This window comes from Bacillus sp. 105MF (genome assembly GCF_000374885.1).
In the GTDB taxonomy this organism is placed as follows: domain Bacteria; phylum Bacillota; class Bacilli; order Bacillales; family Bacillaceae_G; genus Bacillus_A; species Bacillus_A pseudomycoides.
Genome location: NZ_KB895591.1, coordinates 22,027 through 38,434, shown reverse-complemented (window position 1 = coordinate 38,434; position 16,408 = coordinate 22,027). Strand labels below are relative to the sequence as shown.

The 16,408-nt window shown below is 36.2% G+C and carries 16 protein-coding genes; all 16 read left to right on the top strand.

Features of this window, described 5'->3' with window-relative positions:
• Positions 1-180: 180 nt before the first annotated feature.
• The 16 genes from rnmV to C564_RS0125475 all read left to right on the top strand — a co-directional run bounded on the left by rnmV (position 181) and on the right by C564_RS0125475 (position 16,396).
• A complete protein-coding gene (gene rnmV / locus C564_RS0125550; protein WP_018767333.1) occupies positions 181-738 on the top strand; it encodes a ribonuclease M5 in 558 nt (185 codons plus the stop codon).
• Positions 735-1,616, top strand: a complete 882-nt coding sequence (gene rsmA, locus C564_RS0125545) for a 16S rRNA (adenine(1518)-N(6)/adenine(1519)-N(6))-dimethyltransferase RsmA (protein WP_016116901.1) — start codon at positions 735-737, stop codon at positions 1,614-1,616. The genes rnmV and rsmA overlap by 4 nt, the downstream gene beginning before the upstream one ends.
• Positions 1,617-1,855: 239 nt before the next feature.
• A complete protein-coding gene (gene yabG, locus C564_RS0125540) occupies positions 1,856-2,719 on the top strand; it encodes a sporulation peptidase YabG (RefSeq protein ID WP_003205440.1) in 864 nt (287 codons plus the stop codon).
• 277 nt (positions 2,720-2,996) lie between these two features.
• Complete coding sequence (veg, locus tag C564_RS0125535) at positions 2,997-3,260, top strand: biofilm formation stimulator Veg (protein ID WP_018767332.1); 264 nt, start codon at positions 2,997-2,999, stop codon at positions 3,258-3,260.
• A gap of 90 nt (positions 3,261-3,350) precedes the next feature.
• On the top strand, positions 3,351-3,530 hold the full coding sequence (gene sspF / locus C564_RS0125530; protein WP_016116903.1) for an acid-soluble spore protein SspF: 180 nt from the start codon (positions 3,351-3,353) through the stop codon (positions 3,528-3,530).
• A 196-nt stretch (positions 3,531-3,726) separates the two neighbouring features.
• A complete protein-coding gene (gene ispE, locus C564_RS0125525) occupies positions 3,727-4,596 on the top strand; it encodes a 4-(cytidine 5'-diphospho)-2-C-methyl-D-erythritol kinase (RefSeq protein ID WP_018767331.1) in 870 nt (289 codons plus the stop codon).
• A 54-nt stretch (positions 4,597-4,650) separates the two neighbouring features.
• The gene (gene purR, locus C564_RS0125520) at positions 4,651-5,499 is read left to right on the top strand and encodes a pur operon repressor (protein WP_018767330.1); all 849 of its coding nucleotides are present in this window, start codon (positions 4,651-4,653) and stop codon (positions 5,497-5,499) included.
• Positions 5,500-5,703: 204 nt separating this feature from the next.
• On the top strand, positions 5,704-6,078 hold the full coding sequence (locus tag C564_RS0125515; protein ID WP_018767329.1) for a RidA family protein: 375 nt from the start codon (positions 5,704-5,706) through the stop codon (positions 6,076-6,078).
• A 152-nt stretch (positions 6,079-6,230) separates the two neighbouring features.
• Positions 6,231-6,524 carry a septation regulator SpoVG gene (gene spoVG / locus C564_RS0125510; RefSeq protein ID WP_002174553.1) on the top strand — a complete coding sequence of 98 codons (294 nt, stop codon included), beginning with the start codon at positions 6,231-6,233 and terminating at the stop codon, positions 6,522-6,524.
• Positions 6,525-7,033: 509 nt separating this feature from the next.
• Positions 7,034-8,413 (top strand): bifunctional UDP-N-acetylglucosamine diphosphorylase/glucosamine-1-phosphate N-acetyltransferase GlmU, encoded by a 1,380-nt coding sequence (gene glmU, locus C564_RS0125505; protein WP_018767328.1) that lies wholly within the window; start codon positions 7,034-7,036, stop codon positions 8,411-8,413.
• Positions 8,414-8,431: 18 nt separating this feature from the next.
• Entirely contained in the window at positions 8,432-9,385 is a 954-nt protein-coding gene (locus C564_RS0125500; protein WP_000107420.1) for a ribose-phosphate diphosphokinase, read from the top strand.
• A gap of 72 nt (positions 9,386-9,457) precedes the next feature.
• Complete coding sequence (gene pth / locus C564_RS0125495) at positions 9,458-10,018, top strand: aminoacyl-tRNA hydrolase (protein WP_018767327.1); 561 nt, start codon at positions 9,458-9,460, stop codon at positions 10,016-10,018.
• Between the two features lie 70 nt (positions 10,019-10,088).
• A complete protein-coding gene (locus C564_RS0125490; protein ID WP_003194238.1) occupies positions 10,089-10,313 on the top strand; it encodes an anti-sigma-F factor Fin family protein in 225 nt (74 codons plus the stop codon).
• Between the two features lie 106 nt (positions 10,314-10,419).
• Positions 10,420-13,950, top strand: coding sequence for a transcription-repair coupling factor (gene mfd / locus C564_RS0125485; protein WP_018767326.1), 3,531 nt, complete (start codon positions 10,420-10,422; stop codon positions 13,948-13,950).
• Positions 13,951-14,085: 135 nt separating this feature from the next.
• Entirely contained in the window at positions 14,086-14,622 is a 537-nt protein-coding gene (gene spoVT / locus C564_RS0125480; protein ID WP_006093076.1) for a stage V sporulation protein T, read from the top strand.
• A 172-nt stretch (positions 14,623-14,794) separates the two neighbouring features.
• The gene (locus C564_RS0125475) at positions 14,795-16,396 is read left to right on the top strand and encodes a putative polysaccharide biosynthesis protein (RefSeq protein ID WP_018767325.1); all 1,602 of its coding nucleotides are present in this window, start codon (positions 14,795-14,797) and stop codon (positions 16,394-16,396) included.
• The last annotated feature ends 12 nt before the right edge of the window (positions 16,397-16,408 follow it).

Sequence of the window (16,408 nt, the reverse complement as noted above, 5' to 3'; positions counted from 1 at the left end):
TAACTAACGGATATATTTGTAGGGAAGAAAACAAGTGAGGTTAAAGTGTTACAATAAGAAGAGTAGGCAGAGGATTTTTTCTCCTCTGCTTTTTAAATTGTATCAGTGGGAAAATAATAATGGAAAAGTATTCGTTTTTTTGTTTTACTAAGTAGAGACGAAATCAGTGTGGAGGCAGTCATGAAAATTAAAGAGATTATCGTTGTAGAAGGTAAAGATGATACAGTTGCAATTAAGCGTGCTGTTGATGCAGATACAATTGAAACGAACGGTTCAGCAATCGGTGAACATGTCATTGAGCAAGTAAAATTGGCACAGCAAAAACGAGGCGTTATTATTTTGACGGATCCTGATTACCCGGGAGAGCGTATTCGGAAAATTATTTCTGAGAAGGTTCCGGGTTGTAAGCATGCTTTCTTACCGAAAGAAGAGGCACTTGCCAAGAGAAAAAAAGGAGTCGGAATTGAACATGCTTCCAATGAATCCATTCGCCGTGCTTTAGAAAATGTTCACGAAGAAATGGAAGCCTATACGAGCGAAATTAGTTGGAGTGACTTAGTAGATGCTGGACTAGTAGGCGGAGAACAGGCAAAAAGTCGTAGAGAAAAAATGGGTAAACTATTAAAGATTGGTTATACAAATGCGAAGCAGCTACATAAACGTTTACAAATGTTTCAAGTTTCAAAAGAAGCATTTGCGGAAGCATATAAACAAGTATTACAGGAGGAAAAGAAATGAAGGATATCGCAACACCGAATCGTACGAAAGACATTGTTGAAAAGTACGGGTTTTCATTCAAAAAGAGTTTAGGTCAAAATTTCTTAATTGATACAAACGTATTAAATCGTATTGTGGATTATGCAGAAATCGGCCCAGAGAGCGGAGCAATTGAAATTGGTCCTGGTATTGGAGCGTTAACGGAGCAGTTAGCAAAACGTGCTAAGAAAGTAGTCGCTTTTGAAATCGATCAACGACTATTACCAATTCTAGATGAAACATTAGCTCCTTATAGCAACGTAACTGTAATTAATAAAGATATTTTAAAAGCAGATGTACATGAAGTATTCGGAGAGCAGTTCGAAAAAGGACAAGACGTAATGGTAGTAGCAAATTTACCATACTACGTTACAACACCAATTTTATTTAAATTGCTAGAAGAACAATTACCAGTTCGTGGGTTTGTTGTTATGATGCAAAAAGAAGTGGGAGATCGCTTAGCGGCTAAACCCGGAACGAAAGACTACGGTTCTCTATCTATTGCAATTCAATATTATACGGAGGTAGAAACAGTTATGACTGTTCCGCGCACCGTATTTGTCCCACAACCAAATGTAGATTCCGCAGTTATTCGTCTTTTAAAACGTCCAAAACCAATTGTTGAAGTGAAAGATGAGAAGTTTTTCTTCGAAGTAGTACGAGCAAGCTTTGCACAACGTCGTAAAACGTTGATGAATAACTTATCAAATAATCTAAATGGTTTCCCGAAAGATAAAGAGTTATTAGATCGTATTTTAACGGAAGTAGGCATTGATCCAAAGCGAAGAGGCGAAACATTATCAATCGAAGAATTTGCAGCACTGAGTAATGCATTAGTCTCTCATAAAGTGAAACTTTAATCCCCCACTGATTATTAGTTGAACCAATCGGGCTTTTATGGGCAGTTAATCCCCTACCTAACTTCTTTACTTTCGCTGAATTTTGAGGTGGGGATCTTACTGGTCGCAAATAGCGGGATAAACAATAAAAGGACAGCTCAATTCGAGCTGTCCTTTTTGTCACCCTTTTCACTCTAAATTCATACGTTAAAAACAGAACATGGTTAGTGAGATGGCCTAATGAATTTGGAGGTAGGATAATGGCTGTACATGTTGGAGATTTAGTGGAACGACAGTCTTATAACCGAGACATTCTTTTTCGCATTACAGAAATAAAAGGTGAAATTGCAATATTATTTGGAGAAGAAGTCAGACTTGTGGCAGATGCACCGCTTGAAGATTTAATTAGCATTGATCAGAGAGAGTATAAGAAAAGGGAAAAGCGTGAGAAGGAAACGATGGAGCGAACATATCGCCTATTTCAACAAGACTATGTTTTGATGAAGCAACGTCACGAGCATAATTCTACAGGAGGATATACGAGTGAAGTCAATTATTTTCAAATGCCAGGTAGGGTTTTGCATATAGATGGAGACCCATTATATTTACGGAAATGTTTAGATTTATATACAAAGATAGGTGTTCCAGTTCAAGGGGTACATTGTAAAGAAACAGAAATGCATGAAAAGGTAGTTGATTTAATCGATCATTTTCGTCCAGACATTTTGGTCATTACAGGTCATGATGCATATACAAAATCTAAAGGAGTTATGGGAGACTTAGCAGCTTATCGTCATTCTCGGCACTTTGTACAGGCCGTTCGGGAAGTACGAAAAAAATACCCTTCTTTAGATCAACTTGTTATTTTTGCAGGGGCATGTCAGTCCCATTTTGAAGCATTAATTCGAGCTGGTGCTAATTTTGCTAGTTCACCATCGCGTATTAATATTCATGCATTGGATCCAGTATATGTAGTGGGGAAGATTAGTTTTACTTCATTTATGGAACGCGTAAATGTATGGGATGTTGTTCGAAATACTATTACTGGGCAAAAAGGCCTTGGTGGTATTGAGACCCGAGGACTTTTACGAACAGGATTACCTTTTCAATATTATGAAGAGTAAGCAAGGTATATATGTACCTTGTTTTTCTTATGGGAAAAGTATCAGTTTGTTTGGTGAAAGATGTACCATAAACAAGGATTTGTAGGTGCTTGGATAAAAAAAGATAAGAACGTACAGACTATACAATAATACTTTTACAATATAGTAATTCTTCTATCTATTCGAACGCATTAGGTTCTTGCGAAGATATTGCTTGTTATGTATAGGCAATGATTGGGATAGATATATCATGTATTTATGTATTCACTCTAAATTACAGCGAGGTGTAGCAAAGTATATGTCAAAACGTTTAGATGAAATTAAAAGTGAATTAGATCATCATCTTGGGAAGCGCCTTATGTTAAAGGCGAATAGTGGAAGAAGAAAAACAGTGGAGCAATCAGGCGTACTAGCAGAAACTTATCGTTCTGTTTTTGTTGTACAGTTAGATCAACAAGAAGATACATTGCAGCGTGTTTCCTATAGCTATGCAGATGTTTTAACAGAAACGGTGGAATTAACGTTTTATGATGATCCTCAGAACGAGGTTATTTTAGGGTAATTGTCTAATTTGTTACATATATTCCCATAAATAAAAAAGACATTTTTTTGCATACTAATTATACCGTAGCAAAATAAGGAGGGACCTGCATTGAGTAGACGAAGAGGAGTCATGTCAAATCAGTTTAAAGAAGAGCTTGCAAAAGAGCTTGGATTTTATGATGTTGTTCAGAAAGAAGGATGGGGCGGAATTCGTGCGAAAGATGCTGGTAATATGGTGAAACGTGCTATTGAAATTGCACAGCAGCAATTAATGAAACAAAACCAGTAGTTGCAAAATAACTTCTATGCTACGGTAGCCGAGGAGAAATTCCTCGGCTTTTTGCACGCCAAAAGGTATCATCATTTTGCATAAGTAGTTTCATTCTGAATGCTTTTCGTTATAATTAGGGAAGTGTCATCGTCTTACTATAAATTTATGGTAAAATAAACGATAAAAGATTGAGTACATAGAGTGGGTGAATAGATTGAAGCTACTAGTGAAAGCACCAGCAAAGATTAATCTGTCGTTAGATGTACTAGGGAAAAGACAAGACGGTTATCATGAAGTGAAAATGATTATGACAACAATCGATTTAGCAGATCGTTTAGAGTTAACGGAGTTATCAGAAGACCGTATTGAAATTGTATCCCATAATCGGTATGTCCCAGACGACCAGCGTAATTTAGCTTATCAAGCAGCGAAATTATTAAAAGAGAAATTTAAGGTAAAACAAGGTGTATCTATTGCTATTGAAAAAACAATTCCAGTAGCAGCAGGATTAGCAGGTGGAAGCAGTGATGCGGCTGCTACATTACGTGGTCTTAATAAGCTATGGAATTTAGGTCTTACAATAGGTGAATTAGCGGAACTTGGAGCAGAAATTGGATCTGACGTATCCTTTTGTGTATATGGCGGAACAGCGATTGCGACAGGAAGAGGAGAAAAGGTTGAGCATATAAAGACACCTCCTTCTTGTTGGGTTATTTTAGCGAAGCCTCATATCGGTGTATCTACTGCTGACGTATATGGAAATTTACAATTAAATCGTGTTACACATCCAGACGTAGATAAAATGGTTGAAGTTATCAATCAAGGTGACTATAAAGGAATATGCAATGCAGTTGGAAATGTATTAGAAGATGTGACATTTGCGATGCATCCTGAAGTTGCACGTATTAAAGCACAGATGAAGCGCTTTGGCGCAGATGCAGTTTTAATGAGTGGCAGTGGTCCAACTGTGTTTGGGCTTGTGCATCATGATTCGCGTATGCACCGTATTTATAATGGTTTAAAAGGATTTTGTGAACAAGTATACGCAGTCCGTCTATTAGGAGAGCGAGAAACGCTTGAATAAAGACGTATAATAAGTTATGATTTGTTTAGAATATTCGTGATTTGGGGTGAGAATGTGAAAATTAGACGGAGTACAAGACTAGTTGATATGACTTACTATTTATTGCAAAATCCTCGTCAGTTAGTTTCTCTCACTTTTTTTGCTGAACGGTATCAATCAGCTAAGTCTTCCATTAGTGAAGATTTAGTTATTATTAAGCAAACGTTTGAACAACAAGGGGTCGGCACATTGCAAACGATACCAGGGGCAGCAGGAGGAGTGAAATATATTCCATATATAAGTGAAGAGGAAGCAAATCTGATCATTAATGAGCTTTGTGGCTTATTTGAGAATCCAGATCGTATTCTTCCAGGTGGATACTTATATATGACGGATCTTTTGAGTAATCCACGCTATATCAACGGGGCAGGTCGCCTATTTGCTTCTGTATTTGCGAGGCAGCCGATTGATGCGGTTATGACGGTAGCAACAAAAGGGATTCCGCTTGCATATGCGGTAGCGAATTATTTAGATGTACCTGTGGTAATTGCAAGAAAAGATAATAAGGTAACAGAAGGACCAACAGTTAGTATTAACTATGTATCAGGTTCATCTAAGCGTATTCAAACAATGACTTTAGCAAAACGTAGTCTTCCGGAAGGTGCCAATGTTTTAATCGTTGATGATTTTATGAAGGCTGGAGGAACAATTCAAGGCATGATTAGCATGCTAGAAGAGTTTAATGCCAATGTTGTTGGAATCGGCGTATTAGTAGAATCGACAGATATTGAAGAAAGACTTATTAATAACTTTGTTTCTTTAATCCGCTTATCAGAAGTAGATATTAAAGAGAAAACAATTCAAGTGGAAAAAGGGAATTATTCACTTGTGCCATTTGACGAAGGGCTTGTAGAAGCTGAATAAAAAGGTAAAGCAGAAGCTTTATCTTTTTTTGTAAATGAAAGTGCTAGTGGGCGTTAAGTCTTTTCTTGTATTGTGAAAGTCTTACCGCCCGCTAGCACAGGGTATCCTAATTATTTTAGATAGGATGAACTGAGTTTATATGGGAAGAAAGTTTTCTAGGAGTTTTTATTTAAGGAAAATAAAATAATAAAAGGGTGAGAAAATATGAAAGTAGTTCAAACAAATCAAGCACCACAAGCGATTGGTCCATATTCACAAGGAATTATCGTAAATAACATGTTTTATAGCTCAGGACAAATGCCATTAACGGCAGGTGGAGAACTTGTAACAGGTGATGTGAAAATACAAACCGAACAAGTATTTCGAAATTTACAAGCTGTGTTAGAAGAGGCAGGAGCATCATTTGATACGGTTGTAAAAACAACTGTATTTTTAAAAGATATGGATGATTTTAATGATGTAAACGAAGTATATGGAACATATTTTTCTGCACATAAACCAGCTCGTTCTTGTGTACAAGTTGCAAAATTACCGAAAGATGTTTCCATCGAAATTGAAGTTATTGCCCTTGTAAAATGAAAATTTGTAAGCGATAACGTCCATTAATTCTTATATTCCGTTAAAATAAAAATTTTTATCTTAAAAATTTTTAAAAAATTAAAGGGAAAATAGAAAATTTGTGGAATTTATACAAACATATCGCTTATTTAGAAAAGGGTGGTGAACACAAGATGGAAGTGACTGACGTAAGATTACGCCGCGTAAACACAGAAGGCCGTATGAGAGCGATTGCCTCTATTACATTAGACCATGAGTTTGTTGTTCATGATATTCGTGTAATTGATGGCAATAATGGATTATTTGTAGCAATGCCAAGTAAACGTACTCCAGATGGGGAGTTCCGTGATATTGCGCATCCAATTAATTCTAACACACGCTCAAAAATTCAAGATGCGGTTTTAGCTGAGTATCACCGTTTAGGCGAGTTAGAAGAAGTTGAGTTTGAAGAAGCGGGAGCTTCGTAAAATTCGAATAAAAAGGGCTCTAATAAAGGAGCTCTATAATTTTGTAACAAACTCCTGTAAACCCTTACAGGGGTTTGTTTTTTAATTTGTAAATCCATTTTGATTTATTGGCACCTAAGTTCCGGCTATGAAAATAAAAGAAGATCTGAACTCGTTATCTCCTTTTGTCTTCCCTTGGCATGGAGGCAAAAAAGCCCTGACCGCTTCTGTGCGAGGCCGGGCGCTCTCTCCCGCCTAAAAAGAACGGTTTTGTACTTATAAAGTATTTATTTTGAATGAAATTTTCCGCTAATTAAAGCCTCACTTTATTGTCCTCGTTATATGTAAACTTCTAATTTCTTTAAAATCATTCGAAATAGTATATCTCATTTCCTAAAAAAAGATATTAAAGAATAAAACATCTTATAAGAAGTATGGTAAAATTTAATAGTTATGCTGTGTTTCTTGAAATATATAATGATTTAGGATAATATCTTTAATGGATAAATAGGTTGCGATGGAGGGTCTATATGTCAAACAGATTTGCAGTGATTTTAGCTGCAGGTAAAGGCACACGTATGAAGTCCAAGCTATACAAAGTGCTTCATCCTGTATGCGGAAAACCAATGGTACAGCATGTAGTTGATCAAGTATCTCAATTAGGATTGCAGAAACTTGTAACGGTAGTTGGACATGGTGCTGAAAAAGTACAAGAACAACTAGGGAACGTAAGTGAGTTTGCATTGCAAGCAGAACAACTTGGTACAGCACATGCTGTTGATCAAGCTGCCGATGTACTTGCAAATGAAGAGGGAACAACTTTAGTTATTTGTGGTGATACGCCCCTTATAACTGCAGGAACAATGGAAGCATTGTTAAAGCATCATGAAGAAGCAGGAGCGAAAGCGACGGTGTTAACAGCGTACATAGAAGAGCCTGCTGGATATGGACGCATTGTTCGTAATGAAAGTGGTCATGTTGAAAAAATCGTTGAGCATAAAGATGCAAATGAAGTAGAGCGAGCTATTAAAGAAATTAATACAGGTACGTATTGTTTTGATAATAAGGCACTATTTGCTTCACTTTCTAAAGTTTCAAACGATAATGTTCAAGGTGAATATTACCTTCCAGATGTTATTGAGATTTTGAAAAGTGAAGGTCATATTGTATCAGCTTATCAAACAGAGCATTTCGATGAAACATTAGGTGTTAATGACAGAGTCGCTCTATCGCAAGCGGAAATTATTATGAAAAAGCGTATTAACCAAAAGAACATGGTAAATGGTGTTACAATTATTGATCCAAATAACACATACATTTCTGCTGATGCAATCATTGGTAGTGATACAGTTCTTTATCCGGGAACAGTTATTGAAGGCAAAACTGTAATTGGTTCTGATTGTGAAATTGGTCCACATACAGTAGTACGTGATAGTGAAATTGGAGATCGTACGACAATTCGTCAATCTACTGTACATGACAGTAAGATTGGTATGGAAGTTTCAGTCGGTCCATTTGCACATATCCGTCCAGATTCAGTTATTGGTGACGAAGTACGCGTTGGAAACTTCGTGGAAATCAAAAAGACTGTTTTTGGTAATAGAAGTAAAGCTTCACACTTAAGTTATATCGGGGATGCACAAGTTGGAGAAGACGTGAATCTTGGTTGTGGTTCAATTACGGTGAACTATGATGGCAAGAATAAATTTAAAACAGTTATTGGAAACGGCGTATTTATTGGTTGTAATTCAAACCTTGTTGCTCCTGTAACAGTTGAAGATGGTGCTTATGTTGCGGCAGGCTCTACAATTACAGAGAGTGTTCCATCAAAAGCATTATCAATTGCACGTGCACGTCAAGTTAACAAAGAAGACTATGTTGATCAATTGCTGAATAAGAAAAAATCATAATGTGGAGGGTTAATCTAGATGTCGACTCAATATCTAAATTCTAATTTGAAAGTATTCTCTTTAAACTCTAATAAGGAACTTGCTGAGCAAATTGCAAAGCATATTGGAGTAGGGTTAGGGAAATGTTCTGTTGACCGTTTTAGTGATGGAGAAGTTCAAATTAACATTGAAGAAAGTATTCGTGGTTGCGATGTATTCATTATTCAATCTACAAGCTTCCCAGTAAATGAACATATCATGGAATTACTTATTATGATTGATGCATTAAAACGTGCATCTGCAAAAACAATTAATATCGTTATTCCTTATTATGGTTATGCGCGTCAAGACCGTAAAGCGCGTTCTCGTGAACCAATTACATCGAAACTTGTAGCAAACTTACTTGAAACAGCAGGTGCAACTCGTGTAATCACTCTAGATTTACATGCTCCACAAATTCAAGGGTTCTTTGATATCCCAATCGACCACTTAATGGGTGTACCGATTCTTTCTGATTACTTTGAGACAAAAGGTCTTAAAGATATCGTAATCGTATCTCCTGACCACGGTGGTGTAACACGTGCAAGAAAAATGGCAGACCGCCTAAAAGCGCCAATTGCTATTATTGATAAACGTCGCCCACGTCCGAATGTGTCGGAAGTTATGAATATCATCGGTAACATCGAAGGTAAGACAGCAATCTTAATTGATGACATCATTGATACAGCTGGTACAATTACATTAGCAGCAAACGCTCTTGTTGAGAACGGTGCTTCTGAAGTATATGCTTGCTGTACACACCCAGTTTTATCTGGTCCAGCAATTGAGCGTATCCAAAACTCAAATATTAAAGAGTTAGTTGTAACAAACTCTATTGTATTACCGGAAGAGAAGAAAATTGATAAAGTACACGAGCTTTCTGTTGCTCCATTAATCGGAGAAGCGATCATTCGTGTTTATGAAGAAGAATCAGTGAGTGTATTATTCAATTAATTGGATAGAATGAGACGTAACCAAATTTGGTTACGTCTTTTCGTATCGTAAAAAGAAAGTAGTGGTACAAGAGTGAAATTAATAGTAGGACTTGGGAACCCGGGTAGAGAATATGAATTAACAAGGCATAATATCGGATTTATGGGAATTGATGAGCTTGCGAAACGATGGGGCATTTCTTTAAGTGAACAAAAGTTTAAAGGCATGTATGGTTCAGGTTTTGTTAATGGTGAAAAAGTAATTTTATTAAAGCCGCTTACGTATATGAATTTATCTGGAGAAAGCATTCGTCCACTTATGGATTACTATAAAATTGATGTAGAAGATTTTGTTGTCATGTATGACGATTTAGATATTCCAGTGGGTAAATTGCGTCTTCGTATGAAAGGTAGTGCAGGCGGTCATAACGGTGTGAAATCGACAATTTCTCATTTAGGAACGCAAGAGTTCCAACGTATTCGTATGGGGATTGATCGTCCAAAAAATGGCATAAAAGTTGTGGATTATGTATTGGGGCGTTTCACAGCAGAAGAACTACCAGAGGTAAATCAATCTATTGAAAAAGCTACGGACGCATGTGAAGAGTGGTTGAAGAAACCATTTCTTCAAATTATGAATACTTTTAACGGTTAATGTTCTGAATTGGAATATTTTATAATGTTTTTATCCATACTAGTAGTAATTGTACACTTAGGAGGATAGTATGGAAGGACATTATTACTGTAGACATTGTGGTTGTAACGTAGGTTCCATTACCGCAGAAAAGGTATACAACAAAGTTTTATTTCAACTAACAGAGCAAGAACGATTGGATATGATTCATTTTCATGAAAATGGAAATATATATATAAAAACAATCTGTGAGTCGTGCCAAGAAACGCTCTCATCTTATCCGGAGTATTATGAGTATGAAAAATTTTTGCAATAAAATGTTGTCGCTTTGGCGTGTCCAAAGCATTTTTCTGTTTTCTTTTTCCAAAATATTTGCATAAAAATATATTAACTTGCTCTTTATGTTGAGAGGAGTTTTGAAAATGATAGGGTTATTAGAGCAATTTTATAAAAATAAAGAAATACAATCCATTATTAATGGACTAGAAGAAGGATTGAAAGAACAGCTTGTATCAGGTATGGCAACTTCTTCTCGTTCTTTATTAATGGCTGCTTTATATAAAAAAACAAAGCAGTCACAACTTGTTGTTACACACAACTTATTTCAAGCGCAAAAAGTATATGAGGATTTAGTATCACTACTTGGTGAGCAGGATGTATGGTTATATCCGGTTAATGAATTAATTGCGTCAGAAATAGGGGTTGCAAGCCCAGAACTGAAAGCGCAGCGTATTGAAGTATTAAATCGTTTAGCGATGGGCGAGCAGGGCATTATTGTTGTTCCAGTTGCTGGATTACGTAGATTTTTACCAATAAAAGAATTATGGAAGCAAAAGCAAATCGAAATTAGTCTAGGGCAAGAGATTGATTTAGATGTATTGCTTCATACATTGCATCATATTGGATATGAACGTAAGTCAATGGTAGAGGCACCTGGAGAATTTAGTTTGCGCGGGGGTATACTGGATATTTATCCGTTAACTGAAGAATTACCGTTTCGTATAGAGTTCTTTGATACGGAAGTAGATTCTATCCGCTCATTTGATGTAGAAGAACAACGCTCTCAAGATAAAAGAGAAAGCGTGAAATTCGGTCCTGCGACAGAATTTTTATTTTCAAAAGATGAACTGAAATTAGGAGTGGAGCGTCTTGAGGAAGGTTTAATGAAGACGATGCAGAAGCTCTCTGATGATAAAATCAAGACAGCAGTACTTGAAACAGTTAGTCACGAGATAGAAATATTGAAAAACGGACAGACTATAGAGCAAATGTTTAAATATTTATCTATTTTTTACAAAGAACATGCTAGTCTAATAGACTATTTACCTGAGAATGGTGTCGTTATCTTAGATGAAATTTCGCGTATTCAAGAAACGGCATCACATCTTGAGACAGAAGAAGCAGAATGGTATACATCGCTTCTAAGTGAAGGGGCAATTATTCAAGATTTGGTGTTCTCACACCAATTTGAAGAATTTCTACACCATAAAAAGAGAAACTTTGTATATTTAACATTATTTTTACGCCATATTGCACATACGCACCCGCAAAATATTGTTAATGTAACGTGTAAAACAATGCAGGACTTTCATGGGCAAATGCAATTGTTAAAAACAGAAATTGATAGATGGACTGAAGGGGACTTCACGACTGTTGTATTAGGAACAGATGAAGAACGCGCAAAAAAATTACAATATATTTTAAGTGATTATGATATTGAAGCAGACATTATAGAATCTACAGATATATTGCTTCCTGGTCGCCTTCAAATTGCTGTAGGTGATTTACATGCAGGATTTGAAATGCCAATACAAAAGCTTGTTGTGATTACAGAAAAAGAACTGTTCCATAAAAAAGTGAAAAAATCACAACGTAAGCAAAAACTATCGAATGCAGAGCGTATTAAAAGTTATTCAGAGTTAAAAGTTGACGACTATGTTGTTCATGTAAATCATGGTATCGGTAAATTTTTAGGAATTGAAACGTTAGAAATTAATGGTGTCCATAAAGATTATTTGAACATTAAATATCAAGGTAATGATAAGTTATATGTGCCAATCGAACAAATTGATCAAGTACAAAAGTATGTAGGATCAGAAGGTAAGAATCCGAAAGTTTACAAACTAGGCGGAAACGATTGGAAAAAGGTCAAAACGAAGGTGGAAAAATCTGTACAAGATATTGCAGATGACTTAATTAAATTGTATGCAGAGCGTGAGGCTTCAAAGGGATATGCGTATACGCCGGACACTGCAGAGCAGCAGGAATTTGAATCATCTTTCCCGTACCAGGAGACAGAAGATCAGTTGCGTTCTATTGAAGAAATTAAGAAAGATATGGAACGTGGGCGTCCGATGGATCGACTTCTATGTGGTGATGTTGGATATGGTAAAACGGAAGTTGCAATTCGTGCAGCGTTTAAAGCAATTATGGATGAAAAGCAAGTTGCAATTTTAGTACCGACAACGATTCTTGCACAACAACACTATGAAACGATTCGAGAACGTTTTCAAGACTACCCAATTAATATTGGATTGTTAAGTAGATTCCGTACTAGAAAACAACAAAATGAAACAATTAAAGGTTTAAAAGATGGGACAGTTGATATTGTTATTGGAACACATCGCATTTTATCTAAAGATGTAACCTATAAAGATTTAGGCTTACTAATTATCGATGAAGAACAAAGATTTGGTGTTACGCATAAAGAAAAGATTAAACAATTGAAAGCGAATGTTGATGTATTAACATTAACGGCAACGCCAATTCCGCGTACGCTCCATATGTCTATGCTCGGTGTACGAGATTTATCTGTTATTGAGACGCCACCAGAAAATCGTTTCCCGGTACAAACATATGTGGTTGAGTATAATCCAGGGTTAATTCGAGAGGCGATAGAACGGGAACTTGCAAGGGGCGGTCAAATTTATTTCTTGTATAACCGTGTTGAAGATATTGAAAGAAAAGCAGATGAAATCTCCATGTTAGTCCCAGAGGCGCGTGTGACGTATGCACATGGGAAAATGAACGAGAGTGAACTAGAGTCTGTCATGCTATCATTTTTAGATGGGCAGCATGATGTTCTTGTAAGTACAACGATTATTGAAACAGGTGTTGATATTCCTAATGTAAATACATTAATTGTATTTGATGCAGATCGTATGGGATTATCACAGCTTTATCAGCTTCGTGGGCGCGTTGGTCGTTCAAACCGTGTTGCTTATGCATACTTTGCATATAAGCGTGATAAAGTGTTGTCAGAAGTCGCTGAGAAGCGTTTACAAGCAATTAAAGAATTCACAGAACTTGGATCAGGATTTAAAATTGCAATGCGAGATTTATCCATTCGTGGTGCTGGTAACTTGTTAGGGGCTGAGCAGCATGGATTCATCGATTCTGTCGGATTTGATCTATATTCTCAAATGTTAAAAGATGCGATTGAACAACGTCAAGGAACACAAGGAATTGAAAATACGATTGATGTTGAAATTGATTTAGAAGTGGATGCTTACTTGCCAGACGCTTATATTTCAGATAGTAAACAAAAAATTATGATGTATAAACAATTTAGAGGTGTCTCTGCGATAGAAGATATTGAGGAATTACAAGAAGAAATGATTGATCGTTTTGGAGATTATCCGCAAGAAGTTGGATATTTATTACAAATTGCAAATATTAAAGTATTAGCAACGAAAGAACAGATTGAGCTAATTAAGCAAACAAAATTTGAAGTGACGTTTTTATTCTCAGAGCAATCAAGCCAAAATATTGATGGTGGAAAATTATTTATGCTTGGTAATAGTTTTGGTCGTATGATTGGTCTTGGTATGGAAGGTTCTCGTTTGAAAATTGTTATGAAAACGAATGGATTAGAGACATCAAAATGGTTAACAATCGCCGAAAATTTATTAAAAGGTTTGTCTGACGTGAAAAAAGAAGTAATAAATGCCTAAAACAAAATAAAAAATGCAATTCGACGTGCATAGAAGAACTAATGTGTAAAATACTATGTCTAACAGTTGGTGATTTTTACATGAACAGGTAAATTCACCACTTTCATCATCAGTAGAAAGTGAGGCAGCATTAGAATGAAAGCAACTGGAATTGTACGTCGAATTGATGATTTAGGTAGGGTAGTAATTCCGAAAGAAATTCGTAGAACCCTTCGTATCCGAGAAGGAGATCCGCTAGAAATTTTTGTGGATCGCGATGGAGAAGTGATTTTGAAAAAATATTCTCCAATTAGTGAATTAGGTGATTTTGCAAAAGAATATGCAGAAGCTTTATACGATAGTTTAGGACATAACGTACTCGTATGTGATCGCGATTCCATTATCGCCGTAGCGGGGGTATCTAAAAAAGAATACTTAAATAAAAGTGTTGGCGATTTAATCGAAAAAACGATGGAAGATCGAAAATCTGTTGTTATGACAGATGAAAGTGAAATTTCGATTATCGATGGTGTAACTGAAAAGGTTAGCTCTTATACAGTTGGCCCAATCGTTGCAAATGGAGATCCGATTGGAGCTGTTATCATCTTTTCAAAAGAAGCAATTATAAGTGAGGTAGAGCATAAGGCAGTAAATACTGCTGCAAGTTTTTTAGCAAAACAAATGGAACAGTAATTCTTCTTAATCATAATATTTCTTTATAAAAGGTTTTTTTCGGAAAGTAGGATTGTATTTCATTTAAAGGTAGCGTCTTGCTACCTTTTTTATTGTATAAATCTAAAAGGAATCCTGTTTTTTCTTTGTGATATAATACGAGGGATGAGAATAGGAAAAGGAGTTTTCTCGTATGGAAGCGAAGAAGTATCAAGCTTTTTGGCGCGGGGCTATTATATTAACGATTGCAAGTTTTGTTACGAAAGTATTAAGCGCTTTTTACCGTATTCCATATCAAAATATAGCGGGGGATGTTGGTTTTTATATTTATCAACAAATTTATCCGTTTTATGGATTTTGTTTAATTTTAGCTACTTATGGTTTTCCTATCATTATTTCTAAGATGGTAGCAGAGTGTTTAGAACAAGGAAAACAGGAAGAGGCAGAGGGAATTATTTGTGTTTCTTTTTGGTTTTTATTAGGAATCGGTTGTATAGGTTTCTTTACGTTGTTTTTAGGAGCTCACACGATTGCATCAGTCATGGGCGATGCAAATTTAGATAAACTGATAAGAGTTATTTCATTTTCATTCTTGTTAATGCCCTTTTTATCTGTTGCACGAGGGCACTTTCAAGGGTTTAACAATATGATACCGACAGCTATATCGCAAGTGATTGAACAAACGGTTCGTGTGTCAATTATTGTGTTCTTATCGTTGTTCCTCATCGCACATGAATTTGATTTATATACAGTTGGAGCAGGAGCGATGTTGGGGTCGATTGCAGGCGGGTTTATTGGTATACTCGTACTTTTATTTTATATGCGGCATAACTTTCGCTCTATTTTCTTACAAGGATGGAAGAGGATACACAATAAAAAGAAAATCATTCGAATCCTTTTTTGGCAAGGAATGGCTATTTGTGTTAGTAATTTAGTGTTAATTTTTATACAAATGGCAGATTCAGTTTCGTTTTACACATTGCTTATTCAGGCAGGAGAACCGGCGGAAATTGCAAAAGTATTAAAGGGTGTTTATGACAGAAGTATCCCGCTTATGCAGCTTGGTACAGTTGTGACGACTTCATTTTCACTTTCGCTTATTCCAATTATTACTTCAGCAAAAGAACGAGGAGATCGTCTGTTTATTCAACAAAAGGTGCAGTTAGCGATGAAGATAACTTTTGTGATTGGAGTTGCGGCAGCATTAGGATTAGCGTGTATTATTAAGCCGATAAATATTATGTTGTTTGAAAATAGTGAGGGCTCAGGTGTATTAGCTATTTTAGCTGTTTCTATTTTATTTAGTTCCTTATCCATTACAACGGCTTCTATTCTGCAAGGGCTTGGTCAAACTGTAAAGCCGGCATTGTTTGTTATATTTGGAGGGTGTCTAAAATTATTGCTTAATTATATGTTAATGCCGCAATTTGGTGTAACTGGGGCGGCAGTCGCAACGTTAATTTCGCTCATGGTTATCGCTTTGTTAAATAGTGCTTTCCTTATTCGAATTGTAGAAGAACCACTCATTCATAAACAAGGCATATTTGGAGTAACGATCAGCGGATTAGGAATGGTCGTTATATTAATGTTATTTATGCGTATTTATGAAGGATTGGGACTAGCAAGTGATGAAGGGTATAGAGGATTAGCTGTAATTGAAGCGTTGCTAGGCGTAGCGATTGGCGGATTGGTATATCTGTTTTTAATTACGAAGTTAAGTGTTTTTACAAAAAAAGAATTAGGGACTGTTATGAAGCAAGAGAAGGTACAAGCTTCATTGAAGAAGAGTGGATAGAGGTGAATGGTT

Coding starts and splice junctions, on each gene's coding strand:
- C564_RS0125475 (WP_018767325.1), top strand. CDS start 14,795: ATGGAAGCGAAGAAGTATCAAGCTTTTTGGCGCGGGGCTATTATATTA.
- spoVG (WP_002174553.1), top strand. CDS start 6,231: ATGGAAGTGACTGACGTAAGATTACGCCGCGTAAACACAGAAGGCCGT.
- C564_RS0125490 (WP_003194238.1), top strand. CDS start 10,089: ATGGAAGGACATTATTACTGTAGACATTGTGGTTGTAACGTAGGTTCC.
- glmU (WP_018767328.1), top strand. CDS start 7,034: ATGTCAAACAGATTTGCAGTGATTTTAGCTGCAGGTAAAGGCACACGT.
- rsmA (WP_016116901.1), top strand. CDS start 735: ATGAAGGATATCGCAACACCGAATCGTACGAAAGACATTGTTGAAAAG.
- veg (WP_018767332.1), top strand. CDS start 2,997: ATGTCAAAACGTTTAGATGAAATTAAAAGTGAATTAGATCATCATCTT.
- C564_RS0125515 (WP_018767329.1), top strand. CDS start 5,704: ATGAAAGTAGTTCAAACAAATCAAGCACCACAAGCGATTGGTCCATAT.
- C564_RS0125500 (WP_000107420.1), top strand. CDS start 8,432: ATGTCGACTCAATATCTAAATTCTAATTTGAAAGTATTCTCTTTAAAC.
- yabG (WP_003205440.1), top strand. CDS start 1,856: ATGGCTGTACATGTTGGAGATTTAGTGGAACGACAGTCTTATAACCGA.
- spoVT (WP_006093076.1), top strand. CDS start 14,086: ATGAAAGCAACTGGAATTGTACGTCGAATTGATGATTTAGGTAGGGTA.
- mfd (WP_018767326.1), top strand. CDS start 10,420: ATGATAGGGTTATTAGAGCAATTTTATAAAAATAAAGAAATACAATCC.
- rnmV (WP_018767333.1), top strand. CDS start 181: ATGAAAATTAAAGAGATTATCGTTGTAGAAGGTAAAGATGATACAGTT.